Source organism: Jiangella ureilytica, assembly GCF_004348545.1.
GTDB classification, from domain to species: Bacteria; Actinomycetota; Actinomycetes; order Jiangellales; family Jiangellaceae; genus Jiangella; species Jiangella ureilytica.
This window is the reverse complement of record NZ_SMKL01000012.1, coordinates 32,251-56,740: the sequence shown is the minus strand read 5'-3', so window position 1 is coordinate 56,740 and position 24,490 is coordinate 32,251. Positions and strand designations below refer to the sequence as shown.

Sequence of the window (24,490 nt, the reverse complement as noted above, 5' to 3'; positions counted from 1 at the left end):
TGGCCGGGTGGCAGCACGGTGGATGACATGGACTTCATCACGTCGTGTCTCCCTCCCGCTCCCGCCCGTGTGCTGGATGCCGGGTGTGGCGACGGCCTGCTGGCCGACACGCTGCGTGCCGACGGGTACGCCGTCACCGCGATCGACGTCGACCCTGTGTGGGCGCGGCCCGGGATCCGGATCGCCGACATCTGCGGCTTCCGCGACGGCGAGGCCTATGACGCCGTCGTCTTCTCGCTCTCCCTGCACCATGTCGATGACCTGGGCTGCGCGCTGAACGCGGCGGGTGCGCTGCTTCGCCCGAGCGGCCGGCTGGTCGTCGACGAGTTCGCGCACGAGGCGGCGGATGCGGCGATCGCGGACCGGTACTTCGGCGCTGCGGGCTCGTTGCCGCGGTGGCGGGAGAAGCACCGGTCCCTCCACACCGGTACCGCCATGCTCGAGGCCGTCGCCCGGCGTTTCGCCATCACCTCGCTCACACGGGTCCCGTACCTGCACCGCTACCTCGAGGACGAGTCGCTGCGAGAGGTCGAGTCGGTGCTCGGCCTCCGACTCGTCGCCGAACGACGTCAGGAGTCGTCATGAGCGTGACCGTCGATGTCCGGCTGGTGCAGCGGCGGACGATGTCGCTGCTGGTCGTGAGTCAGATTCTGGGCAGCATCGCGGTGACGGTCACGTTCGCGGTGAGCGGCATCCTCGCCGTCGAGCTGTCCGGCTCGACCGGCGCGGCGGGCGTGAACCAGGCCGGCTTGACGCTCGGCGCGGGCGCGGCCTCGTACCTGCTGGCAAGCCTGATGAACCGGCGCGGCCGGCGGATCGGGATGGCGGTGGGCTACCTGATCGGCGCCGCCGGGGCCGGACTGTGCGTGGTGGCCGCCGCGACGGAGAGCTTCGTGCTGCTGGTGGCCGGGACCGTGGCCCTGGGTGCGTCGTCCGCCTCGACGAATGTCGCCCGCTATGCCGCGACCGACTTGGCACCGGCCGCGCGGCGCGCGACGTCGTTGTCTCTGGTCGTGTGGGTGGCGACGGCGGGCGCCGTGGTCGGCCCCCTGATGGTCGGACCGGCCGCGACGGTGGCGTCGGGCTTCGGGCTGCCTCCGCTGGCCGGGCCGTTTCTGCTGGACTTGGCCTGCGCTGCGGTCGCCTGCCTGATCATCGTCACCCTCCTCCGGCCCGACCCTCTGTTGCTCGCCCGCTCGACGGTCGCACCGGCGCGGGCGTCGTCGCCGTCTGCTGCCGCCCGCACCTCTCGCCCCTCATTCGACGGTGTCGCGCCGACGGTGGCGGCCTTGGTCCTCGCCCACGCCACGATGACCGCCGTCATGGTGATGACCCCGGTGCAGATGCATCATGACGGCGCCACCCACACCGCCGTCGGCGCCGCCATCTCGGTCCACTTCCTGGGGATGTTCGCCTTCGCGCCCCTCTCCGGCCTGCTCGCCGACCGGGCCGGAGTGCGGCCGGCGCTCGTGGTCGGCGGCGCGACCCTGCTGCTCTCGCTCGTCGTGTCGGCGGGTGGTCTCGGTTCCTCCGACTTCACCCACGGATCGGGGTTGTTCCTGCTCGGCCTCGGCTGGTCCGTCTCGACCGTGGCCGCCTCGTCGCACATCGCCACCTGCTCGGTGGGCGACACCCGCGTCCAGGGCGCCGCCGACACCGCCATGACGGTCGTGTCTGCCGGCGCGGCCGCGGCCGCGGGTCCGCTCATGGCGTTGTGGGGCTTCCCCGGCCTGCTCGCTCTGGCCGCGGTCTTCTCGACCGGCGTCCTTCTCGCCTCGAGTCGCGTCCGGTCTGGGGTCGCGCCGGCGTCATCGATGTGACCTGTGACAGTGGCGCACGCCAGGACCATCGGGAGCACTTCGGCGCGCTCCTCGCTCCGATCTGTCAACGGCGCACCCGATAGCGCAGGTGAAGCACCCCGTTGCCCTGAATCGCCACATCAGGATCCGCCAACAGGTGCTGCGCGTGGACCGACCCGAAGTAGCGCTTGCCGGACCCGAACACGACGGGGGCGACGTCCATGCGCACCTCGTCGACCAGGCCCGCGGCGAGCACCTGGCCGCCGACGTCGCCGGCGGCGACCTCGACGATGCGGTCACCGGCAAGCTCCTGCGCCTTGGCCACGGCCGCTTTGATGCCGTCGACGAAGTGGAACGACCCCTCGGGGTTCCAGCCCTCGGGCGCCGGCCGGTGGGTCACGACGACGGCGTGGTCCACCCCAGCCGGAGGTGTCCCGTCCCAGCCGTCCGTCACGTCGAAGACGTGGCGACCGGCGATGGTCACCCCGATCTGGTCCCAGTACGGCCGGATGTAGTCGTAGGACGTCTGTGACACCTTCAAGACGCCGCTCTCGTCCAACGGCACGTCACCGCCGACCAACCAGTCGAACAGCGGTCCGGGCTGGTCGTTCTCGTCCGCGATGAAACCGTCGACCGACACCGAGGCATACATGACTACTGTGCCCATGGGGCCCTCCTCTGCTTTGGGGTGCCCCCAATAGTCGCGTGTCGTGAGTTGCCGGTCTTGTAAGAAATCAATCGGCCGGCAGCGGCCAGCCGTCCAGCGTGTGGCCGGGATGTTCGCGCAGGAACCGCCGCCGTACTTCGATGTACCGGGTCGGCGTGAGCCCGGTGAACTCCCGGAACTCGTGACCGAAGTGCGCCTGGTCGAAGTAGCCTGCGCCAACGGCCACGTCGCTCCAGTCGACCGCTTCGGCGGGGTTGATCGCAAGCACGGTCGCGGCGAAGCGGTGGGCGCGGGCCAGCCGCTTCGGCGTGACGCCGATGAGCTCCTTGAACCGCTGTGCCAGATGAGTGTTGCTGACACCGGCTGCCACGCTCAGATCGCCGATCGCCACCACGCCGCTGGTCGCCACGATGACACTGCTCATGTGGCGAACCAGCCCCAAGCCTGCGGTCTGACGCAGGCGTCGCATCAGCTCCTCCTCGAGCAGCGTCAGCATCTCGTGCGGCCCGTCCGCCGTGCCCAGCCGGTCTCGCAGCTCAGCGATGGCGGGCCGGCCCCACACCTGCTCGACCGTCACCGGCCGGTCACACAGCTCGGCCGCGGGCATCGGCAGGAACGGCGCCAGCCCCCACGGCTTGACGTGCACGCCGACGGACCGGGTCCGGGGTGGGTAGCCGAAGTCCCACGCGCGGGTGGGCGTGGTGACCACGCAGCCGTCGGCGTACTCGGCCGACTCGATGTCGGTGCCGCCGCGGATGCGGAACGGCGAACCGAGGTTGACGATGAGCAGCGCCGACGGCGCCGGCGGCAGCGTCAGCCGGGCGTACGGCGGCGCACCCTCCAGGTAGTAGAGGTCGTCGATCAGCCCGTCCAGCGGCGGTCGCGGCACTCTGGACACGTACTCCACGCCCACAGCATCGCCGACGCCCGCCGGCGTGTAAAACACCTGCGGCTCACGCGCCGAGCACCCGCGGGAACCGGGCGTACGCATCAACGGGGCGGTATGTCAGTCGTCGTCGACGAAGACCTCCTCGCGCTTGCGACGGATCGCGGGCAGCACCGACACCACGAGCGCGCCGACAGCGAGTGCCAGCAACACGGCCGAGATGGGCCGGGTGAAGAACACGGAAGCGTCACCCCGCGAGATGATCAGCGCCCGCCGCAGGTGCTCCTCCAGCAGCGGCCCGAGCACGAACCCCAACAGCAGCGGAGCCGGCTCGCACCCGCACTTGATCAGCGCGTACCCGAGCACCCCGAACACCGCCACGGCGTACACGTCGAACGAGTTGAAGCTCAGTGAGTACGTCCCGATCGCGGCGAAGACGACGATCGCGGGGAAGAGCCACTGGTACGGGATCGCCAGCATTCTCACCCACAACCCGATCAAGGGAAGATTCAGGAGAACCAGCAGCAGGTTCCCGATCCACATCGATGCGATCAGGCCCCAGAACAGCGCCGGTTGCTCGTTGATCACGTTCGGCCCGGGCGTGATGCCTTGCACGATGAACGCACCGATCATGAGCGCCATCACGGGATGGGCCGGCAACCCCAGCGTCAGCAGGGGAATGAACGAGGTCTGCGCGGCCGCGTTGTTCGCCGATTCCGGGGCCGCCACGCCCTCGATCGCGCCGTGGCCGAACCGCTCCGGCGTCGACGACAGCCGCTTCTCCACCGAGTACGACGCGAACGAGGCGAGCACATGACCGCCACCCGGCAGCACACCGAGCAGCGAACCCAAGCCGGTCCCGCGCACCACCGGACCCACGATCCGCCGGAAGTCGTCGCGGCTCGGCCACAGGTTCTTCACGCGCTCCACGAACGCCGACCGGGTCGTCTCGTTCTCCAGGTTCCGCAGGATCTCCGCCACGCCGAAGACTCCGACGGCGACGGAGACGAAGTCGAGGCCGCCGAAGAGCTCGCGCGCGCCCAGTGTGAACCGCGGCGTCCCCGTGTAGATGTCCTGCCCGACCGTCCCGAGCAGCACGCCCAGCGCGATCATCGCCAGTGCCTTCAGCGCCGAGCCGCGGGCCAGAGCGATCGACGCGATCAGGCCGAGCACCACGAGCGAGAAATACTCCGCCGAGCCGAACTCCAGCGCCGCCCGCGCCAGGGGTGGCGCGAAGACCGCCAGCACCACCGTCGCCACCGTCCCGGCGAAGAACGAGCCCAGGGCCGCGGCGGCCAGGGCGGGTCCCGCCCGGCCCTGCCGGGCCATCTCGTGACCGTCGATCGCGGTGACGGCGGCAGAGGACTCGCCGGGCAGGTTGATGAGGATCGCCGTCGTCGACCCACCATATTGGGCCCCGTAGTAGATGCCGGCCAGCATGATCAGCGCGGGGATCGGCTCCAGGCTGAAGGTGATCGGCAGCAGCATCGCGATCGTCGCCGTCGGGCCGATGCCGGGCAGCACGCCGACCGCGGTCCCCAGCACGACACCGAGCAGGCAGTACAGGACGTTCTCGAGCTGGAACGCAGTCTCGAGGCCGAGTGCCAGGTTGTCCAGCATGCGGGGCCGCCTAGAACGTGAGCCAGGGGCCGAACAGCGGCAGGCGCAGCTGCAGGCCGACGATGAAGATGAGGATGCTCATCCCGGTGAGCCCGGCAGCGACCATGACGGCGGTCACGGGCTTGATCCGGTAGCTGGCGAAGGCTGTGAGCAGGGCCGTCACGAAGACCGCGGGCAGGAACCCGGCTCGCCGGAGGGTGAGGCCGAAGAACACCAGCGCGACCACGATCAGCAGCATCGATCGCCAAGGGACCGGTCCCCACTCGATCGCCTCCCCGGCGACCAGGCCCTTGACGACGATGCCCAGCCCGAGCAGGACGAGGATGCCGCCGACCACCAGCGGGAAGTAGCCCGGTCCCATGCGCAGCGGCGTGCCCAGCTCGTAGCCGAGCGAGGCCACGACGAAGGCGAGGCCGATCCCGGCGAAGATCGCGCCGGCCAGGATGTCCGGGACGGACCGACGGTTGTCCAACGCGTCACCTCCAGAGCGAGAACGGGGGCGATGGGCGGCCCGCTCGCGGACGCGAACGGGCCGCTCACACCTCGATCAAAGGCTCAGCTCTGCTCGACTCCGGCGTCGGCGATGATCTGGCCCCAGGTCTCGATCTGCTCCTCGAGCCGGGCCCGGTGCGCGTCCGGCGTGGCGTCCTCCTCGGGCACCGGAGCGGTGCCGAGCTCGGCCATCTGGTCGATGACTCCCTGGTCGGCCAGGGCCACCTTGAGCGCGTCGGAGAGACGGGTGACGATCCCCTCCGGCGTCCCGGCCGGCACGTACAGCCCGTGCCAGACACCGACCTGCAGGTCCGGCAGGCCGGCCTCCTCGGTCGTCGGCAGGTCGGGCAGGCTCTCGACCCGCTCCGGCGTCGTGACGGCGTACGCCTTCACCTCGCCGGCGGCGATCTGGCCGCTCGTGTTCGTCGTCTGGTCGCACATGAAGTCGACCTGGCCGCCGACGAGGTCGGTGAGCGCCGGGCCGGTGCCCTCGTACGGAACCTCCTGCACCGTCACGCCGATCGCGTCCTGGAACAGCAGCCCGCACAGGTGCGACGCCGCGCCGATGCCGGCGTTGGCGAGCGTGACGGTGTCGGCGTTCTCGGTGACGTAGTCGATGAGGTCCTCGAGCGTCTCGGGCTCGAAGTCGCTGCGGGCGACGATCGTCATCGGGACCTCGGTGACCAGGCCGATCATCTCGAAGTCTTCGAGCGGGTCGAAACCCAGGTCCTGGTAGAGCGCGGGCGCGGTCGACATGCCGATGTGGTGCATGAGGACGGTGTAGCCGTCGGCCGAGGCGTTGGCGACCTCGCCGGAGGCGACGGTGCCGCCCGCGCCCTCGACGTTCTGGACCACGATCTGCTGGCCGAGTTCCTCCGACATCGGCTCGGCGATCAGCCGGGTGACGGTGTCCGTCGGGCCGCCCGCGCTGAACGGGACGACGACGGTGATGTTCTGGTCCGGGTAGTTCGAGGCGTCGCCGCCGTCACCACCACCGTCACCACCGCCGTTGCCGGTGACCGGGCCGCCGTCGCCCTCACCGCAGGCGACGACGGTGAGCGACACCGCGGCGAGCGCGGCGAGCAGCCGCACCGTGCCGGCGCGCGTGTTGATGATGCTCATCCAGCTGACCTCCTCGTCAGCGTCGGGTCTCGTGTCGCGGACCATTCTTGGGCGGAATGCGCGGGCGTTGTGTCAGAGAAATCTCAAGAAAATCCCGGTCCGGATACGGCCCCCGGAAATCCGTAGAATGCACCGGTATGCGGATCACCGTCGTCGAAGATGACGACCGCGTGGCACGTGGACTCGTCACCGTCCTCACGCAGGCCGGTTTCGAGGTCCACCGGGTCGCCACGGCGGTCGAAGCGGTGCGCACCGCGCCCGCCGACGTCGTGCTCGTCGATCTCGGGTTGCCCGACGGCGACGGCCTCGACGTCATCCGGCAGCTGCGCGACCAGCCCGAGACCGCGGTCATCGCCGTCACCGCCCGGTCCGAGGAGCACGAGCGAGTGCGCGGCCTGCGCACCGGCGCCGACGACTACATCGTGAAGCCGTTCGGGGTGCCCGAGCTGCTGGCCCGCATCGACGCCGTCCTGCGCCGCACCCGGGCCGCCCGCGCGCAGCCCCACCCGGACCAGCCGCTCGAGCTGGCCGGCATGCGCATCGACCCCGGCACCCGCGAGGTGACGGTGCACGGCTCGCCGGTCCTCCTCACCCGCAAGGAGTTCGAGCTGCTCGTGCTGCTGGCCAGGCGCGCGCCCAACGTCGTCAGCCGCGACGTCATCCTCGACCAGATCTGGGGCGTGTCGTGGGAGGCGTCCACGCGCACGCTCGACACCCACATCGCCGCCCTGCGCGGGAAGCTCGGGCCCGGCGTCCCCATCCGCACCATCCGCGGCGTCGGCTACCGCCTCATGGCCGACCACCCGGAGCTGATCGGCTAGCACGTGCGCCACCGTCTCCTGGCCGTCCTGGTCCCGCTCGCGGTGCTGCTGGTCGGCGCCCTCGGCGTGCCGCTGGGCATCACCGTCGCCGAACGCGAGCTGCAGGAGACCTACGTCGACCGCCTCAACGACGCCGGCCGGTTCGCCTCACTCGCCGAGACCGCGCTGTCCGGCGGCCGCACCGAGGCACTGGACCAGGAGCTGGAGCGCTACCACGAGCTGTACGGCATCCCCGGCGCGCTCATCGCCACCGACAGCGCCGTCGTGCTCGGGTCCGAGCGCGAGTTCGACGCCGCCCGCGGCGACAGCGACGCGCTGCCGACCATCATCCAAGCGGCGCTGGCCGGCGCCCGGTCCGAGCCGTCGCGCGACGTCTGGCCCTGGCAGGACTCGCCGCTGGTGGTCGCCGAGCCGGTGGGCCGCGACAGCGAGGTGGTCGGCGTCGTCGTCACCATCTCCGACCTCGACCGCACCCGCGAACGCATCCTCACCCGCTGGGCGCAACTGGCCGCGCTCGGGCTGCTGCCGCTGCTCGCGCTGGTGGCGGTGGCCTGGCCGGTATCCAGCTGGATCCTGCGGCCGGTGCGCAAGCTGGACACCGCGACCGCCGGCATCTCGCGCGGCGACCTCACCATCAGGGTCGACGCCGGCGGCGGCCCGGTCGAGCTGCGCCACCTGGCCGGCTCGTTCAACACGATGATGGACGCCGTCGAGCACTCCGTGCAGCGGCAGCGGGCGTTCGTCGCCGACGCGTCGCACCAGCTGCGCAACCCGCTGACCAGCCTGCGTCTCGTGGTCGAGAGCCTGCGCCCGCACCTGAGCGGCGACGGCGGCCGGCAGGCGCACGACGTCGCCGTCGACGAGCTGCGGGCCATGCACCGGATGCTGAACGCGCTGCTGGCCAGCGCCCGCATGGAGAGCATGCGCACCGCCGAGCCCGTCGACCTCGACACCCTGCTCGCGACCCGCGTCGACCGCTGGCGCGCGCTGACCTCCGTCGAGGGCCAGGAGCTGCGCGTCGACGTCACGCCCGGGCTGCTGCTGCTCGAGCCGCCGGGCGGGCTGGGCAGCATCCTCGACGAGCTGATCAGCAACGCGATGCGGCTCTCGGAGGCGTCCGTGGTCGAGGTGGCGGCGCGCCCGGCCGGCCCGGCGGGATTCGTCGAGGTGGCCGTCCGCGACGACGGCCGCGGCATCGACCCGTCCGACCGCGAGCAGGCGCTGCGCCGGTTCTGGCGGGCGCCGAAGCACCAGAACGTGCCCGGCACCGGCCTCGGCCTCGCCATCTGCGCCGAGCTCGTGGCCCGGGCCGGGGGAGAGCTGCGGCTCGAGGACGGGCTCGCGCGCGACGACGGCGGCAGCGGACTCGCCGCCGTGGTCGCCCTGCCGGTCGCCGCGGAGCCCGCCGACGCCCCCACCTGACCGCCACTCAGCGGCCGCCCCGGCCCGTCCACCCCCGTTGATCATGGAGAAGCGCAGCCTCTGCGGCACGGGGAAGGTGCCCTTCTCCATGATCAACGGGGTGCGGGGAGAGTGGAGCGGAGGTGGATGTAGCGGCGGATGCGCTCGATGGTGCGCTGGGGGTGGCGGAGGACGTCGTCGGCGGTGAGTGGGATGACGATCCAGCCGGCGTCGCGCAGTTGCTCGTCGCGGTAGCGGTCGCGTTGCCATTGGCGCCGGTCGGTGCGGTGGTGGTCGCCGTCGTATTCGATGGCGATCTTCAGGTCGGGGTAGGAGAGGTCGGGGCGGGCGAGCCAGGTGCCGGTGCGGTCGGTGACATTCACGCCGACCTCCGGACAGGGGAGGCCGGCGTCGACGAGGAGGAGCCGGACGCGGGTCTCCATGGGTGAGTCGACGCCGGGCATGACGAGGCGGAGTACGTCGCGGGCGCGGACGATGCCGCGGCGGCGGGCGAGGCCGGCGACTTCGTCGTGCAGGCGTTCGTGGGTGGTCCAGCGGCGTAGCATGGCGTCGCCGAACACGGCCAGGTCGTCGCGGCGCCAGGTCGCGGCGAGGTGGACGAAGGTGCGCTCCGGCTGCACGACGGGCAGGCCGTGGACCTCGATGACGGTCGCAGGATCTAGACCGACGTGGCCGTCGACGCCGGCGATCTTTGGAACCACGGAGCCGGGCGGCACGATGACGTCGACTTCGCCGTCGAACTCCGGGACCGGCAGATCGCAGAGCAGGGCGGCGGTCTCGTGGCTGAACGCCACGTCACGGGGCAGGACGAGCCGGAGCGCGCGGCACCGGGTGGCGAGTGTGTTGGGAAGCGCTGCCGGGATCCGCACGCCCCGGAACGGCCGCTGGAACCGAGGGCCTGCCAGCACGCCCCTCGGCACGCCCGCGTCTCTGCCGTCCGCCACATGGAACGGCCGCTGCCGAAGCGGTTCGGGAACGCTGACACGACGGGGCAGGACGCGATCATCGCCCAGATCGGCCGACTGCCTCGAAGGTTATCCACAGCCCCGCTCCGACCACGCCTGAACCTCAAGTTGATCATGGAGAAGGGCAGGTTCCCCGTGCCCGGGAAGGCGCTCTTCTCCATGATCAACGTGTGCGGGAGGTCAGCGTTTCTGCGAGCGGAACCAGGCGGCGGCGCCGGGGTGCAGCGGCACCGGGCCGGTGGAGATGCCGGTGCGGACGTTGATCTGCCACGCCTCGGGGACGGGCTCGGCGGTGGCGTCGGCGCGGTCACTGTCGGTGGCCAGCGCCTCGGTGTCGGTGAAGATCGTCTCGGTGATCGCCTCGACGAGGTCGGCCGGCACGTCGTCGCGGACCAGGAGGATGTTCGGGACGGCGACGGTGCCGGTCGCGGGCACGCCGTCGTAGGCGGTCGACGGGATCGCGGCCGGCACGTACGGACCCGGGTAGGCCTGCGCCAGCGCACCGGCCTCGCGGTCCAGCGGGATCAGCCGGATCGGGCTCCGGGCGGCGAGCTGGCTGACGGCCGGGGTGGGCACGCCGCTGAGCGAGAACATGGCGTCGAGGTCGCCGCGGATCAGCTCCTGCGCGGAGATCGCCTGGGGGTTGTACGAGCCCTCCACCTCGACGGCGCTCAGCTCCAGCAGCCGCAGCGACGTGAACTCCGTCCCGGAGTCGCGGGCGCCCAGTCCGACCCGGGCACCGGCGAGAGCGGCCAGCGAGGTCACGGGGGAGTCCGCCAGCACGACGAGGTGCAGGTGGCTGTCGTACAGCCGGCACAGCGCCGACAACCCTGCGGGCGACTCGTCGCTGCCGGCCGGGAAAACGGCGTCGAGGCTGGTCAGGCCCAGGTGAACCTCGCCGTCGAGGAGCATCCGGATGTTGTCCGTCGACGCGCCGCTGGGCACCGTCGTCACCCGCGCGCCGGGCACTCGCGCGGTGATGCGCTCGGCCAGCGCGCCGCCGATGCGCCGGTAGACGGCGCCGGCCGGCCCGGTCGCCAGCCGCAGCTCGACGTCCTGCGCGGCCCGGGTCGACGAGCAGGAGCCGAGCAGCGCGGACCCGGCGGCGACGGCGAGCACCGTGCGGCGGCGCACCGCGCGAACGTTCACCCGGCCTCCCCGGAACACGCCTCGACTGTGGCCGGGGAGTCTAGCCGCGGTCGGCCCACACGCCGGAGACCAGCCAGGCCGCGAGCACGATCGCGCAGGTGACGAAGCCGACGATGCCGGTCCAGCCGTACGCCGCGAACGCCAGTCCGCTCAGCGACCCGCCGAGGCTGCTGCCGGCGTAGTACGCGGTCAGGTAGAGCGCGGACGCCTGGGCCCGGCCGCGGACGGCGCGGTGGGTGACGGCGGTGCTCGCGGAGGCGTGCGCGCCGAAGAAGCCGACGGTGAACAGCACGAGCCCGGCGAGCACACAGCCGAGCACGTCGGGCCAGGTCAGCAGGATCGCCAGTTGCGCGAGCAGCACGCTGGCCCACAGCACCGTCCGCCGGCCCAGCCGGTCGCCCAGCCGGCCGGCCACCCCCGCGGACACCGAGCCCGGGACGTAGGCCAGGAAGACCAGGCCGACGACGGTGGCGGACAGCACGAACGGCGCCGCCAGCAGCCGGTACGGCAGGTAGTTGTAGACCGTCACGAACGCCGACATCAGCACGAAGCTCAGCCCGAACAGCCGCACCAGTACGGGGTCGCGCAGGTGTACCAGGACAGACCGGCGCGCCCCGGGCGCCGCGGCCCCGGCGCGGCCGGCGGCGGCCCGCTCGTCGTCCGCCGCCCCGCGTGTGGGCAGCAACCACCAGAACGCCGCCAGGCACGCCGTCGCGAACACGGCGGTGACGGCGAACGCGGCCCGCCAGTCGAGCAGGTCGGAGACCGCCGCGGCGATGAGCCGGCCGGACAGCCCGCCCATCGTGTTGCCGGCGACGAACAGCCCGACGGCGCCGCCCAGGGCGGACGGGTGGATCGTGCGGCCGAGGTAGGCGATCGCGAGGGCCGGAACGCCCGCCATCGCCACCCCTTGTGCCGCCCGCAGCACCAGGAGCAGCCAGAACGACGGCGCCAGCGGCACCAGCAGCGCGAGCACCGTCGCGGCGGCCAGTGAGGCCGTCATGACCCGCGAGGTGCCCCAGCGCCCCGACGCCGCGCTCATGGGCAGCAGCGACACGGCGATCGCGCCGGTCGCCGCGGACAACGCCAGGCTGGCGGTCGCGGCCGAGACGCCGAACGCGTCCGAGAGCTGGGGCAGCAGCGCCTGCGCCCCGTACAGCAGCGCGAACGTCCCGGCGCCGGCCAGGAAGGCCGCTGAGCTCGCCCGACGGTAGCCGGCCGAGCCGCGTCGGTACCCGCCCGGCGGCGGCTCGGCCGCGGCGGGACCCCGCGCGGCCGGCATGGAGCCGACCCTAGGCGCGGCGGCCCGCCGCAGAGCCGGTCAGCACCTGTGAAATTGGCCTCAGGCACTGGTCATGACCACTCCGACACCCTGTTATCGGATCGTGACTGCCCGGTGTCGAAACTGCTGTTAACGTTCACAAACCACGCAATCCGGGCTCAGCGGAAGCGGCTGGTCACAGCGCTGGTTTCCGCGAGGGAGGGGTCTTGTGAACAGACGATTCGTGACGGTGTTCGGCGGTGCGGTGCTGGCCCTCTCGGTGGCGGCGTGCGGCGGCGAGGGCGCCGGCGGCGACACCGAGGAGTCGGCCGCACCGGAGGATCTCACCATCGGGGTCTCGATGCCCACGCAGACCTCGGAGCGCTGGATCGCCGATGGCGACTCGGTGCGGGAGCAGCTCGAGGAGCTCGGCTACCAGGTCGACCTGCAGTTCGCCGGCGACGACATCCCCACGCAGTCGCAACAGGTGGACCAGATGATCACGCAGGGCGCGGACGTCCTGATCATCGCCGCCATCGACGGTACGGCGCTGAGCAGCCAGCTGCAGGCCGCCGCCGACGCGGACATCCCGGTGATCGCCTACGACCGGCTGATCCGCGACAGCGAGAACGTCGACTTCTACGTCAGCTTCGACAACTACCGCGTCGGCGTCGCGCAGGCGGAGGCGCTGCTCACCGGGCTGGGCCTGCGGACCGCCGACGGCGCGCCGGGCGAGGCCACCGGGCCGTTCAACGTGGAATTGTTCGCGGGCTCACTCGACGACAACAACGCGCACTTCTTCTTCGACGGCGCGATGGACACCCTGCAGCCGTTCATCGACGACGGTTCACTGGTGGTCAAGTCCGGTCAGGCCGACATCGAGCAGGTCGCCATCCTGCGCTGGCAGCAGGAGACCGCGCAGCGGCGCATGGAGGACCTGCTGACGTCGAGCTACAACGACGGCTCCCGGGTCGACGGCGTGCTGTCGCCGTACGACGGGCTCTCGCGCGGCATCATCACCGCCCTGCAGAATGCCGGGTACGGCGCCGCGGCCAACCCCATGGCGGTCGTGACCGGACAGGATGCCGAGATCGCGTCGGTGAAGCTGATCGACGACGGCGTGCAGCACTCGACGATCTTCAAGGACACCCGGCTGCTGGCCGAGCAGGCCGTCGTCGCGGCCGAGGCGTTCCTGGCCGGCGAGGAGCCCGAGGCCAACGACACCGAGACCTACGACAACGGCGTCAAGGTCGTCCCCTCGTACCTGCTGCCGGTCGAGACGGTCTACCGCGACGACATCCAGACCGCACTCGTCGACTCCGGGTACTACACGGCCGAAGAAGTGGCGGCCGGCCAGACCGACGGCTGACGCCGTCCACGACCCCGACCGCCGGCCCGGTGGCGCATACCCACCGGGCCGGCCCGGCCGACGATGAGGACGGCGATGGACACCATCCTCGAGATGCGCGGCATCACCAAGACCTTCCCGGGCGTGACGGCGCTCGAGAACGTGTCGCTGGCGGTGCGGCGCGGCGAGATCCACGCGATCTGCGGCGAGAACGGCGCCGGCAAGTCGACGCTCATGCAGGTGCTGTCCGGCGTGCACTCGGCGGGCTCGTACGACGGCGAGATCGTGTTCGACGGGCAGCCGGTGCAGTTCCACGGCATCCGCGACAGCGAGGCCGTCGGCGTCGTGATCATCCATCAGGAGCTGGCGCTGGTGCCGTACCTGTCGGTGGCCGAGAACATCTTCCTCGGCAACGAGCGACGGGGCCGAGGCGGGCTGATCGACTGGAACCGCACCAACGCCGAGGCCACCGAGCTGCTGGCGTCGGTCGGGCTGGACGAGAACCCCGTCACGCCGGTCGCGCAGCTCGGCGTCGGCAAGCAGCAATTGGTCGAGATCGCCAAGGCGCTGTCCAAGGAGGTCCGGCTGCTGATCCTGGATGAGCCGACCGCCGCGCTGAACGACACCGACTCCGCCCACCTGCTGGACCTGTTGCGCCGGCTGCGTGATCAGGGGATCACCTGCATCCTCATCTCGCACAAGCTGAACGAGGTGACGGCGATCGCCGACGCCATCACCGTCCTGCGCGACGGCCGGACGGTCGAGACGCTGCGCACCGACGACGGCGTGGGCGACGGCGACGGCGTGGGCGACGGCGACGGCGACAGCGGGACCATGCAGGAGCGGATCATCCGCGGCATGGTCGGCCGCGACCTCGAGAGCTTCTACCCCGACCGCGAGAGCGATCCGGGCGACGAGGTGCTGCGCATCGAGGACTGGACCGTCTGGCACCCCACCCAGGACCGCAAGGTGGTCGACGGCGTCAGCCTGACGGTCCGCGCGGGGGAGGTCGTCGGCATCGCCGGGCTCATGGGCGCCGGGCGCACCGAGCTGGCGATGAGCGTGTTCGGCCGCTCCTACGGCCGCGACATCAGCGGCCGGTTGTTCGTGCGCGGGCGCGAGGTGCGGCCGCGGTCGGTGGCCGAGGCGATCGACAACGGCATCGCCTATGCCACGGAGGACCGCAAGCGCTACGGCCTCAACCTCATCGAGGACGTGCGCCGCAACATCTCGGCGGCGGCACTGCGCAAGCTGGCCAGCCGCGGCTGGGTGGACGGCAACGAGGAGATCCGCGTCGCCGAGGAGAGCCGCAACCACCTCGGCATCCGCACGACCAGTGTGATGACCGCCGTCGGCAAGCTGTCCGGCGGCAACCAGCAGAAGGTCGTGCTGGCCAAGTGGCTGTTCGCCGACCCCGACGTGCTGATCCTCGACGAGCCCACGCGCGGCATCGACGTCGGCGCCAAGTACGAGATCTACACGATCATCAACCGGCTCGTGGCCGCCGGGAAGGCCGTCCTCGTCATCTCGTCGGAGCTGCCGGAGCTGCTCGGCGTCTGCGACCGCGTCTACACGCTCGCCGCCGGCCGGATCACCGGCGAGGTGCCGATCGCCGAGGCGACCCAGGAGAACCTCATGGCACTGATGACCAGGGACAGGGAGGGCGTCGCATGACGAGCACCCAGCGGCCGCCGGCCGAGGACCGCGCGGAGGCGCAGAGCGCCCAAGCCGCCGCTCTGCACACCGGCACCAGCAACCTGCGCACGCTGGTGACCCGCAACGTGCGCCAGAGCGGCATCTACGTGGCGTTCGTGGTGATCGTCGCGCTGTTCGCGATCCTGACCGACGGCGTGCTGCTCAGCCCGGGGAACATCACCAACATCGTCCTGCAGTACTCCTACATCCTGGTGCTCGCCATCGGGATGGTCATCGTCATCATCGCCGGGCACATCGACCTGTCCGTCGGCTCCGTCGTCGCGCTGACGGGGGCGGTGTCGGCCGTCATCGTGATCCAGCAGGGCTACGCCTGGTGGATCGGCATCGTCGTCGCTCTGCTGGTCGGCGTCGCCGTCGGCGCCTGGCAGGGCTTCTGGGTCGCCTACGTCGGCATCCCGGCGTTCATCGTGACGCTGGCCGGCATGCTGCTGTTCCGCGGCCTGACGCTGCAGGTGCTCGACAACATCTCGCTGTCGCCGTTCCCGGCCGAGTACCAGCGGGTCGCCAACGGCTTCCTCAACGGGCTGCTCGGCGGGCAGGGCTACGACGCGTTCACGCTGTTCATCGGCGCGTTCGCGGTGGCGGGTTACGCGATCAGCGGGTTCCGGACCCGGGTCGCGCGGATCCGCTACCGCCAGCCCGTGGAGTCGTTCCCGCTGTTCGTCGCCCGCGTCCTGGCCGTCGGCGCCGTCGTCATGGCCTTCGCCTGGCAGCTCGCGCACGCACGCGGCCTGCCGATCGTGCTGATCATCCTGGGCCTGCTGGTCATCACCTACGCCGTCGTGACCAGGCAGACGGTGTTCGGCCGGCAGGTGTACGCGATCGGCGGCAACCTGTCCGCGGCGCTGCTGTCGGGCGTGCGGGTACGGACGGTGAACTTCTGGATCTTCGTCAACATGGGCTTCCTGTCCGCCGTCGCCGGGGTCATCTACTCCTCGCGCTCCAACGGCGCGCAGCCGGCGGCCGGCACGATGTTCGAGCTCGACGCGATCGCGGCCGCGTTCATCGGCGGGGCGGCGGTGACGGGCGGCGTCGGCACCGTCGTCGGCGCCATGGTCGGCGGCCTGATCATGGCCGTCATGAGCAACGGCATGCAGCTCATGGGCGTCGACCAGTCGGTGCAGTCGGTGGTGAAGGGCCTGGTCCTCATGCTGGCGGTCGCCTTCGACATCTGGAACAAGCGCCGTGGCGGCGCGGTGCGGTAGGGCGGCCCTCGCGCTCCGATGGTCCCTCAGCCGCCGGTGCCGGGCCGCACCGGCCGCCGGCTGCGCCCACGACCCAGACCGTGGATGATCATGGCGGCAGCGACGGAGGACGAGCGCACCGCGGAACGGCACTCCGGCGCCGTCGTGTGAGAATCGAGGCGTGTGCGGACGGTACGTGGCTGACGCCTCGATGGACGACCTCGCGGCCGAGTTCGCCGCCATCGCCGACGGCAGCGTGCTGGAGCTGATGCCGTCGTTCAACGTGGCGCCGACGGACCGCGTCCCCGTCGTGCTCGAGCGCACCGACGAGCCGCCCGGGCGGACCCGGCAGCTGCACGCCGCTCGCTGGGGGCTGATCCCGTCGTGGGCGAAGGACCCGTCCGGCGGCGCCAAGATGATCAACGCCCGCATCGAGACCGTCGCCGGCAAGCCCGCCTACCGCGGCCCCGTCGCCCGCCGTCGGTGCGTCGTCCCGGCCTGCGGCTACTACGAGTGGCAGCGGGGGAGCGGCTCCGGCCGGAAGCAGGCGTTCTTCATCCACCCGCCCCGTGGCCGGCTGGCGATGGCGGGCGTCTTCGACTGGTGGCGCGACGACTCCGTGCCGGCCGAGGACCCGGCCCGGTGGGTGCTGTCGGCCAGCGTCCTGACGACCACTCCGGCGCCGGAGCTCGCGCACATCCACGACCGGATGCCGGTCTTCCTGACCCCGGACGCCGTCCCCGACTGGCTCGACCGCGGCAACGACGACGCGGCGTCGCTGCTCGACCTCGCCCGCTCGTCCGCCGGCCGCGTGGGCGCCGAGCTGATCGCCCGCCCCGTCGGCCCCGAGGTCGGCAACGTCCGCAACAACCACCCCGGGCTGATGGCCGAGTACGTGCCCGCCCAGGCCGGCCTCCTCGGCTGAGCCCGCCCGGGCCGGTTCAGGCAGACAGACTCAGATGGTGGGTCCGCAGGCCGACCTCGTCGAGCACGTGGACGAGCAGGCCGGCCGGCTCGCGCGACGGGGTGAGGGGCTCGCCGGGGCGGAGGTCGAGACGGGGGCGCCACGACAGCGCCGGCGCCGAGACCATCGGCACCCGTCCGTCGAGCAGGGTCGCGATGTGGCGGTGGTCGTGGCCGCACAGGATGCCGGCGACCGCGGGGTGCCGGGCCACGACGGCGCGGAGGCGGGCGGCGTCGGCCAGCGGCCACTCGGTGTCGAGCTGGTCCAGGCCGGTGGGGAACGGCGGGTGGTGCAGGGCGACCAGCGCCGGGCCTGGCGCCGTCGCCAGCACGCCGTCCAGCCACTCGAGCTGCACCGGCCCGAGCGTCCCGGACGAGCTGTCCAGCCCGGCCAGAGTCACCCCGTCGACCACCTCGGTCCAGGCGGCCGGCGAGCCGGCCGCCGGATCGACCGCGCCCAGCAGGTGCGGCACCGTCTCCCGCAGCACCGCCGGGTCGTCGTGATTGCCGGCAACGACCCGGCACCGCACGCCGAGCCCCTCGAGCCCCGACAGCAGGTCGTCGAGGCGCCGGTACTCGGGTGCGGTGCCGTGGTCGGTGAGGTCGCCGGTCAGCAGGAGCAGGCCGGGCCGCGGTCGGACGCCGTCGAGCGCGGCGGGCAGTGACCGCCAGGCCCGCAGCAATTCGTCGTCGTGGATGCTGCCGACATGGGGGTCACTGGCATGCGCGAGGATCACGGCTCCCCACCCTACGAGACGCCTACTCCACGGCCGCGATGGTGAGGTCGTCGACGAAGAAGGACATGCCGTAGGCGATCGGGTCGCCGGTGGTGAACGTGAGCCCGGCCAGCCGGTCGGCGTTCTCGGCGGTCACCTCGGTGCGGAACTCCTGTCCGCCGATCGTCACCGTTGCCGAGGACGTCGTCGTGTCGACGGTGACCGGTATCCAGGTGTTGATCGGGACGACGGCGGACAGCGCGCCCAGCGACGTCCAGGCGGAGCCGTCGGACACCTCGAGCGACGGCGGCGTCGTCGCGCTGGCGCCGGGCACGAGGCGGAACCGCCACGGGGTGACGGCGTCCCCACCGGCATCGCCCTCGACGGCGAAGGTGAACGGGCCGCGGAAGTCGTTCGTGCTCCAGGCGAACGTCGCCCGCTGGTGCTCCACCGGCGCCGCCGGCTTGGTCGCCGTCGCGTTGTCGTCGAGGAACTTGTCGAACAGCCGCAGCGACGAGCTGCTGTTCCAGCCCTTGACCTCCTGGTCGTTGACGGTGGTGTTCCTGGCGTCGACGAAGCCGCGCGGGATGCCGTAGACCGGGTCGTTCTCGAAGGTCTGCACGTCGCTCGAGTAGACCTCGAGCTCGGTGACCGGCGTCGTGCTGCCCGCGGGCGCCGTCACCCGCACGTACTGCGCTTGCTGGGCGGGGAAGTCGGTGTAGCGCATGGAGTGGTCGCGGCTGTCGACGGTCCGCACCACCGGCCGGCTCCAGCGCCGCCCGTCGAGCGAGAGCTGGACGTTCGCGTCGAGCGGCGCGCCGTTGCCGAGCATGAGGCCGATGCGGTCGATCGAGTACGGCCGGTCCAGTTTCAGCGTCATCGCCGGCGTGCCGGACCCGGAGCCGGACAGGACCGCGGCGGAGTTCGGCCGCGAGCTCCCGTCGAACGCCCCCTCGGGCCGCTGCTCCGGGAAGCGCGCATCGGCCGGCGCGAAGTCGCCGGTGACCGTCGCGACCCCGACGGCCAGCTGCGACGCGACGTCGATCTTGCCGACGCCGTCGGTGACGGCGTTCATCAGCACCGCGACGACGCCGTACTGCTCGTTGTAGGCCTTGCAGCCCCAGACGTGGCAGCGGTCGCCGAAGAACAGCGTCCGGCTCGACCCGACGTTGGTCATCGACTGGTTGCCGCTGGAGCCGTCGTAGCGGCCGTTGCCGGTGTCGGACGGGTAGAGGGTGAAGACGTTGCGGACCTCGTCCCAGGTCTCGCCGGTGCCGTCGTAGTCGATGTAGACGCGGTTGTCCGGCCGGCCGGTGCTCATCAGCATGACCCCGTTGGGCTGCAGCACGACGTCGGGGTAGATGCCGATTACCTGCGCGCCGTCGGGGTCCAGCAGCGGCTGCGACGGCGTCCAGGTGTGGCCGTCGTCGCTGGACCAGCTCACCCGCAGCCGGGCCGGGTTCTCACCCTCGGTGCGCATGACGGCGATCAGCCGGCCGTCCTTCGTGTGCCCCCAGCCGACCTCGTTGGTGCCGATGCTCGACGGCACGAACGAGCGCTGCGTCCAGGTCAGGCCGCCGTCGGTGGACTGCAGGAAGGCGCTGATCCGGCGCGGCATCGAGCGGTAGACGGTGTAGACCGGCACGACGAGTGCGCCGTCGGCGAGGACCCGCGGGACCCGGTGCACACGCAGGCCGCGGTCGGTGCCGGCGAACTGCTCGCCGTCGGGCGGCGTGAACCGGCCCTTGATCCGCTCCCAGGTCTGCCCGCCGTCCGTCGACCGCCAGGACAGCAGGTTCACCCAGGTGCGCGTGCTGTCGCCCCACTCCGGGATGAAGTCGACGGCGAACAGCGACCCGTCGGGCAGCCGGGTCATGTTCAGCGCCGTCGTCGGGTAGTGGCGCTCGGTGGTGAGGAACGAGAGCCCGGAGTCCTCGGACACGGACATGTTGACGATCGAGTCGGCGGCCGCGACGTCGTCGTTGGCCTGCGTCGACACGAAGATCTTCTGCTCGGTCCGCCCGTCGACGACGGTGTCGAAGCCGAACGACGCGGGTACGGCGGCGCGCGGGCCCGGTCCCCAGTTCAGCACGTTCCACTGCGGCCCGACGCCGGTGACCGACGCGTCGGGCGCGGGGCCGTCGCCGGCGGGCAGCGGGTTGATCGCGCCGTCCGGCGTCTCGGCTGCGGGGTCGACGGCGGCGTCGTCAGCGGGGGCGCCGAGGGTGCTGCTGAGCAGGACGACGGCGGCGCCGAAGCCGACCAGGCCGCCGACGAGGCCGGAGAAGCGAGTGGGCACGAGGGGGACTCCCAACACTCGGCGTTGATTGGAATGACATTCCATACCTTTGGCCGGCGACGGTAGGTCCGTCCGGCGTCAGCGGTCAAGACCACGTTCATCACGACATGTCTATTGACATGAAACGTTGGCCCGTGTTCGCTGCCGACCACGGAGTGCCGTCCCCGTCCCCCAGAGCATCGGAGTCGTCATGTCCTACCCGACCCAGCCGCGCACCCCACGAGGGCGCCTCGTGCGCGCGGCCGCCACGGCCGTCGCCGTCGCCGCCGCCGTCGGCCTGTCGTCCACCTTGCTGGTGTCGGCGCAGCCGCTGCCGCAGCCGATCGTCGGCCGGCCCGGCCTGCTGCTGCAGAACGGCGCGTTCGACGCCGGCGACCGCAGCGGCCACCCGCTCGGCTGGGGCGTGGAGGGCAACGCCGACGGCGCCAACGTCGTCAACCTGCAGGCGTACCGGACCGCGGGCCTCGGGTCGCTGGAAATCAACGACGCCGCCGGCACGTCGGTGTCGGTGCGCAGCGAGCGGATCGTCGCCACGGCCGGTGACGAGTACACGCTGACGGCCAACCTCAAGGGGCGCAGTGGCACGCCCGCCTGGTTGTATCTGGAGTTCTGGGACTTCGACCGCAACCGCATCGGCGCGCCCCACGTCGAGCCGGCGTTCAGCGCGGACTGGCAGGAGGTCAGCGTCACGGGCTTCGCCCCGGCGAACACCGCACACGTGACGGCGCACATCTACGGCTCGCAGGCGGCGGCCGGCATCTCGTACTGGGACGAGGCCGTGCTGACGGCGGCTGCGCCGGCCTACGACCCCGAGCTCGGGACCGAGCGCGAGCTGTTCCTCGATGACTACCGCATCGAGTCCGCGCACGACGTGGAGCGCGTGGTGCACCCCGGCGAGAAGCGGGAGCGGCCGGTGCTGCGGCCGGACCGGCCGTGGGAGGACAGCAGCTACGCCTATGGCTCGGTCTACGTGATCGACGGCCTCCACCGCATGTGGTACACGTGCTACAACGACCAGGCGCCGCACTACCACCTCTGCTACGCCGAGAGCGAGGACGGCGTCACCTGGGACAAGCCGGTGGGCCGCTCGACGGTGTCCGGCGTCGGTTACAAGGACATCCCGGCTTCGGAGACGAACATCGTCATGGCCGGCAGCAGCGCGCACGTCGTCTACAACCCCGACGCGCCCGCCGACCGCCGCTACTTCGCCATGAAGACGCAGCCGGCGCCGGGCGTGCCAGGAGGCAACGGCTACTACGGCTGGAAGTCGCCCGACGGCTACAACTGGACCCCGCTTCGCGCGCAGCACCTGCTCAACGACGGCGACGTCGTGCAGACCGCGTACGACCCCGAGGCGGGTCTCTACATCGCGACCATCAAGAAGCGGATGTTCACGGCGCGCACGCCCGGCATCTACGAGCGGGCTGCGTTCGTCTCGACCAGCACCGACCTCGAGAACTGGACGACACCCCAGCTGGCCGTCATGGGCGACTCCGCCGACGACGGCGCGGCCGAGGCGATCGGCGGCGTCGAGGGGCAGATCTACGGCATGCCGGTGCTGCCGTACGAGAGCACCTACATCGGCATCCCGTGGGTCTTCCTCACCACCGACTACACGTCCGGCGAGTACGCGTCGGCGGCCGACGGCCCGGTGCTGCCGCAACTGGCGTCGTCGCGGGACCTGTTGCGCTGGGACCGTCCGGTGCGCGACCCGATCCTCGAGCCCAGCCGCGGCGGCGCCTGGGACGACGGCGCGCTCTACACGGCCTCGAACATCCTGGTCGACGACACGACGATCTCGATGTACTACGCCGGCTTCCAGAACGGCCACGGTGGCGCCGACTCCGACGACCCGAACCGCGATGAGCACTTCGGCCAGGTCGGGCTCGCGACCTGGCGGCGCGACGGCTTCGCCTCGATGTCGAACGCCTCACTGCCCGGCCTCGGCGACGCCGGCGAGGTCACGACGAAGCCGGTCGCGTTCGACGGCTCGCAGCTGCACGTCAACGCCGTGGTGCACGACGGCGGCAGCCTGCTGGTCGAGGTGCTGACGGCCGACGGCGCACCGATCCCGGGCTTCACCGGCGCGGACATGATCCCGATCAAGGGCGACCGACTGGACGCCTCGGTGAACTGGCGCGGCCGGGCCCGGCTCGCGACCCTCGCGGGGCAGGAGGTCAAGTTCCGCTTCCACCTCGTCAACGTCGACCTGTATTCGTACTGGGTCTCGTGACCCGCACGTGCCGTGGTGCCATGGGTGCGTGGGGTCCGGGCGGGAGCCCCGCCTCGCGCACCCGCCATGGGGTGAGGGATGACGGCCGGGCGCGCTGCCGGCCGTCCGACTCACCTCGACCTGGGAGAGGGGATGAGCCGCGGCCGTCGATCCAGCCGAGCACGCCGTAAGCGACCATCCCGGCGGGTGCGGTGACGGGTGCGACCCGCTCGGCGAGGCGGTGATCAGGAGTCAACCCGATGACCGTGGATATAAAACATGATATACGGGTGGTGGAAGGTATCAGTCCGGTGGGACGGGAGTCTTCGACCATGACGCAGACCGTGTGGACGCCGCAACCGATCGTCGAGAGGCCCGACATGGTCGCGGCGACGACCGCGCTGCTCGGCCGCGAGGACATCCCGTTCAGCGAGAGCGAGGACGTCTTCACCGTCGAGGCCCTGGGTCTGCAGTGGGACATCGGCGTTCGCGTCTTCGAGCCCACGAGCCCCGAGCGGACCGCCGTCGGCGCCGATCGCAAGAGAGTCGGCGCGTTCATGCTGCACGGAGGCGAGGACGACTGGCGCCAGTTGGTGCCCCTCGCCGAGCTGTTGGTCGGCAAGCTGGGCTGGAAGGTCGTCCTGCCCACGTTCCCCGGGCGGCTGTACCTGCCGGACCCGAGCCGGAACTGGCCGGGCGACACCATCCATCCGGACGGGACGGTGCGCACCCCGATCTGGCAGGACGGCGAGTTCGTCCCGCCGGACGACTACGACGTCATCAAGGACCAGAAGCAGCGGCTGCGCGACGGGACGCGGACGCTCGCCCGGGCGAAGCCGGGCACCCGGTTCTACCACCGCATGGCGGCCTGGCCGGCGGCGATGGAGGTCGGCATGGTCGAGGCCGCCCGCCGGCACCTCGCCGAGCCGGAGTACTCCGTGTACGTCCACGGCCACTCCACGGGCGGGCCGATCGTGTCGATGCTGTCGCAGCGGATCCCGAACTGCGCCGGCAACCTCGCGGCGGAGAGCTCGCCGTTCGGCTACATCAACGCCGCGAAGTACGCCTGGGCGCCGACCGGGAAGGTCGACGGCTACGAGCGCACCGCGGCGCCGGGCAAGGCGCGCTACGACCTCTTCAACGACCTCTACATCCGCACGTGGCGCGACCACGCCCGCTACCGCGGCCCCGAGGCGCTGGCCGCCGAGGGCCCCGCCGCGCTCATGCGGCTGCCGTGGCTGATGGAGGAGATCCTCGACGAGTGGGCCGCGCAGACCGTCCGCCCACGGTTCAAGTGCGAGTACCTCATCACCCACGACATCCGTTCCTCGCTCGTCGCCGCGGCGACGGTGTCCGCGGAGCGGCTGGGCCTCGGCGCCGCGGGGACGCAGGCGCTGGTCGACCGGTTCACCGGCTACACCCGGTCGCTGCGCGACCCTGGCGTCAAGCCGCTCCCGCCCACCCTCGCCGGCATCTCGGGAAGCAGCCGCGACCACAGCCCCGAGGTCTACGCCGAGGTGATCGTCCCGATGGTCGAGGCGATCGAGCCGAGGCCGAAGTACGCGCTGACCCGCTACCTGGGGGGCACCCACACGATGTGGGGCGCCGACGGCGACCTCCCGCTCGGCATCGCCCCCGCCGTCGTCACCGACTGGCACGACGCGATCACCGGCGGCTGGTTCCTCGACTGAGGACGGGTCGCCCTCGGCAAGCCTTGCCAGGGGCGTGTCGCGCAACGAAGCCGCCATGGTCTCGCGCAGCCGCGGGAGCACGGGAGCGGTGCCGGGCGCCTGGCGGTGGCGTCGGCCATGGACCGTTTCGAGGCCCGGCGAGCGGGTAGTGGCCTGA

General features: G+C 71.6%; 20 protein-coding genes. 10 read left to right on the top strand and 10 right to left on the bottom strand.

What is annotated here, in order from left to right:
* Positions 1-27 precede the first annotated feature (27 nt).
* Both E1212_RS07315 and E1212_RS07310 read left to right on the top strand, forming a co-directional pair.
* Positions 28-585 carry a class I SAM-dependent methyltransferase gene (locus E1212_RS07315; protein WP_131980841.1) on the top strand — a complete coding sequence of 186 codons (558 nt, stop codon included), beginning with the start codon at positions 28-30 and terminating at the stop codon, positions 583-585.
* Positions 582-1,820 carry an MFS transporter gene (locus tag E1212_RS07310; RefSeq protein ID WP_131980839.1) on the top strand — a complete coding sequence of 413 codons (1,239 nt, stop codon included), beginning with the start codon at positions 582-584 and terminating at the stop codon, positions 1,818-1,820. The genes E1212_RS07315 and E1212_RS07310 overlap by 4 nt, the downstream gene beginning before the upstream one ends.
* Positions 1,821-1,884: 64 nt before the next feature.
* Here the strand turns inward: E1212_RS07310 and E1212_RS07305 are convergent, their stop codons facing one another.
* The 5 genes from E1212_RS07305 to E1212_RS07285 all read right to left on the bottom strand — a co-directional run bounded on the left by E1212_RS07305 (position 1,885) and on the right by E1212_RS07285 (position 6,586).
* The gene (locus E1212_RS07305; RefSeq protein WP_131980837.1) at positions 1,885-2,466 is read right to left on the bottom strand and encodes a dihydrofolate reductase family protein; all 582 of its coding nucleotides are present in this window, start codon (positions 2,464-2,466) and stop codon (positions 1,885-1,887) included.
* 67 nt (positions 2,467-2,533) lie between these two features.
* Complete coding sequence (locus E1212_RS07300) at positions 2,534-3,355, bottom strand: helix-turn-helix domain-containing protein (protein WP_131980944.1); 822 nt, start codon at positions 3,353-3,355, stop codon at positions 2,534-2,536.
* A 117-nt stretch (positions 3,356-3,472) separates the two neighbouring features.
* Complete coding sequence (locus tag E1212_RS07295) at positions 3,473-4,972, bottom strand: tripartite tricarboxylate transporter permease (RefSeq protein WP_131980835.1); 1,500 nt, start codon at positions 4,970-4,972, stop codon at positions 3,473-3,475.
* 10 nt (positions 4,973-4,982) lie between these two features.
* Positions 4,983-5,444: a tripartite tricarboxylate transporter TctB family protein gene (locus E1212_RS07290; protein WP_131980834.1), complete on the bottom strand. Its 462-nt coding sequence runs from the start codon at positions 5,442-5,444 to the stop codon at positions 4,983-4,985.
* 83 nt (positions 5,445-5,527) lie between these two features.
* Positions 5,528-6,586 carry a tripartite tricarboxylate transporter substrate-binding protein gene (locus E1212_RS07285; protein WP_131980832.1) on the bottom strand — a complete coding sequence of 353 codons (1,059 nt, stop codon included), beginning with the start codon at positions 6,584-6,586 and terminating at the stop codon, positions 5,528-5,530.
* A gap of 137 nt (positions 6,587-6,723) precedes the next feature.
* Here E1212_RS07285 and E1212_RS07280 point away from each other — a divergent pair, with 137 nt between their 5' ends.
* A complete protein-coding gene (locus E1212_RS07280; RefSeq protein ID WP_131980830.1) occupies positions 6,724-7,407 on the top strand; it encodes a response regulator transcription factor in 684 nt (227 codons plus the stop codon).
* A 3-nt stretch (positions 7,408-7,410) separates the two neighbouring features.
* Positions 7,411-8,829 carry a sensor histidine kinase gene (locus E1212_RS07275; RefSeq protein WP_131980828.1) on the top strand — a complete coding sequence of 473 codons (1,419 nt, stop codon included), beginning with the start codon at positions 7,411-7,413 and terminating at the stop codon, positions 8,827-8,829.
* A 92-nt stretch (positions 8,830-8,921) separates the two neighbouring features.
* On the opposite strand, the gene E1212_RS07270 is transcribed toward E1212_RS07275, so the two are convergent.
* From E1212_RS07270 to E1212_RS07260, 3 genes are all read right to left on the bottom strand, one after another.
* Complete coding sequence (locus tag E1212_RS07270; RefSeq protein ID WP_131980826.1) at positions 8,922-9,623, bottom strand: endonuclease domain-containing protein; 702 nt, start codon at positions 9,621-9,623, stop codon at positions 8,922-8,924.
* A 351-nt stretch (positions 9,624-9,974) separates the two neighbouring features.
* Positions 9,975-10,943, bottom strand: coding sequence for a TAXI family TRAP transporter solute-binding subunit (locus E1212_RS07265; protein ID WP_131980824.1), 969 nt, complete (start codon positions 10,941-10,943; stop codon positions 9,975-9,977).
* Between the two features lie 40 nt (positions 10,944-10,983).
* Positions 10,984-12,225 carry an MFS transporter gene (locus E1212_RS07260; protein WP_131980822.1) on the bottom strand — a complete coding sequence of 414 codons (1,242 nt, stop codon included), beginning with the start codon at positions 12,223-12,225 and terminating at the stop codon, positions 10,984-10,986.
* A gap of 208 nt (positions 12,226-12,433) precedes the next feature.
* On the opposite strand from E1212_RS07260, the gene chvE reads away from it, so the two are divergent.
* The 4 genes from chvE (at position 12,434) to E1212_RS07240 (ending at position 17,377) form a co-directional block, all read left to right on the top strand.
* Complete coding sequence (chvE, locus tag E1212_RS07255) at positions 12,434-13,573, top strand: multiple monosaccharide ABC transporter substrate-binding protein (protein ID WP_131980820.1); 1,140 nt, start codon at positions 12,434-12,436, stop codon at positions 13,571-13,573.
* A 75-nt stretch (positions 13,574-13,648) separates the two neighbouring features.
* Positions 13,649-15,226 carry a multiple monosaccharide ABC transporter ATP-binding protein gene (mmsA, locus tag E1212_RS07250; protein ID WP_131980818.1) on the top strand — a complete coding sequence of 526 codons (1,578 nt, stop codon included), beginning with the start codon at positions 13,649-13,651 and terminating at the stop codon, positions 15,224-15,226.
* The gene (gene mmsB / locus E1212_RS07245) at positions 15,223-16,473 is read left to right on the top strand and encodes a multiple monosaccharide ABC transporter permease (protein WP_131980816.1); all 1,251 of its coding nucleotides are present in this window, start codon (positions 15,223-15,225) and stop codon (positions 16,471-16,473) included. The genes mmsA and mmsB overlap by 4 nt, the downstream gene beginning before the upstream one ends.
* Before the next feature lie 160 nt (positions 16,474-16,633).
* Positions 16,634-17,377 carry an SOS response-associated peptidase gene (locus E1212_RS07240; protein WP_131980814.1) on the top strand — a complete coding sequence of 248 codons (744 nt, stop codon included), beginning with the start codon at positions 16,634-16,636 and terminating at the stop codon, positions 17,375-17,377.
* 16 nt (positions 17,378-17,393) lie between these two features.
* Here the strand turns inward: E1212_RS07240 and E1212_RS07235 are convergent, their stop codons facing one another.
* The gene (locus E1212_RS07235; RefSeq protein ID WP_131980812.1) at positions 17,394-18,152 is read right to left on the bottom strand and encodes a metallophosphoesterase; all 759 of its coding nucleotides are present in this window, start codon (positions 18,150-18,152) and stop codon (positions 17,394-17,396) included.
* A 22-nt stretch (positions 18,153-18,174) separates the two neighbouring features.
* Positions 18,175-20,430 carry a sialidase family protein gene (locus E1212_RS07230; RefSeq protein WP_131980810.1) on the bottom strand — a complete coding sequence of 752 codons (2,256 nt, stop codon included), beginning with the start codon at positions 20,428-20,430 and terminating at the stop codon, positions 18,175-18,177.
* Positions 20,431-20,620: 190 nt separating this feature from the next.
* Here E1212_RS07230 and E1212_RS07225 point away from each other — a divergent pair, with 190 nt between their 5' ends.
* Entirely contained in the window at positions 20,621-22,663 is a 2,043-nt protein-coding gene (locus tag E1212_RS07225; RefSeq protein ID WP_131980808.1) for a glycoside hydrolase family protein, read from the top strand.
* 311 nt (positions 22,664-22,974) lie between these two features.
* On the top strand, positions 22,975-24,333 hold the full coding sequence (locus E1212_RS07220) for a hypothetical protein (RefSeq protein ID WP_131980806.1): 1,359 nt from the start codon (positions 22,975-22,977) through the stop codon (positions 24,331-24,333).
* The last annotated feature ends 157 nt before the right edge of the window (positions 24,334-24,490 follow it).

Excerpts from the sequence above, each read along its gene's own strand:
- E1212_RS07285 (WP_131980832.1), bottom strand. The coding sequence starts at position 6,586 with ATGAGCATCATCAACACGCGCGCCGGCACGGTGCGGCTGCTCGCCGCG.
- mmsB (WP_131980816.1), top strand. The coding sequence starts at position 15,223 with ATGACGAGCACCCAGCGGCCGCCGGCCGAGGACCGCGCGGAGGCGCAG.
- mmsA (WP_131980818.1), top strand. The coding sequence starts at position 13,649 with ATGGACACCATCCTCGAGATGCGCGGCATCACCAAGACCTTCCCGGGC.
- E1212_RS07260 (WP_131980822.1), bottom strand. The coding sequence starts at position 12,225 with ATGCCGGCCGCGCGGGGTCCCGCCGCGGCCGAGCCGCCGCCGGGCGGG.
- E1212_RS07315 (WP_131980841.1), top strand. The coding sequence starts at position 28 with ATGGACTTCATCACGTCGTGTCTCCCTCCCGCTCCCGCCCGTGTGCTG.
- E1212_RS07305 (WP_131980837.1), bottom strand. The coding sequence starts at position 2,466 with ATGGGCACAGTAGTCATGTATGCCTCGGTGTCGGTCGACGGTTTCATC.
- E1212_RS07295 (WP_131980835.1), bottom strand. The coding sequence starts at position 4,972 with ATGCTGGACAACCTGGCACTCGGCCTCGAGACTGCGTTCCAGCTCGAG.
- E1212_RS07225 (WP_131980808.1), top strand. The coding sequence starts at position 20,621 with ATGTCCTACCCGACCCAGCCGCGCACCCCACGAGGGCGCCTCGTGCGC.
- E1212_RS07280 (WP_131980830.1), top strand. The coding sequence starts at position 6,724 with ATGCGGATCACCGTCGTCGAAGATGACGACCGCGTGGCACGTGGACTC.
- E1212_RS07220 (WP_131980806.1), top strand. The coding sequence starts at position 22,975 with ATGACGCAGACCGTGTGGACGCCGCAACCGATCGTCGAGAGGCCCGAC.
- E1212_RS07310 (WP_131980839.1), top strand. The coding sequence starts at position 582 with ATGAGCGTGACCGTCGATGTCCGGCTGGTGCAGCGGCGGACGATGTCG.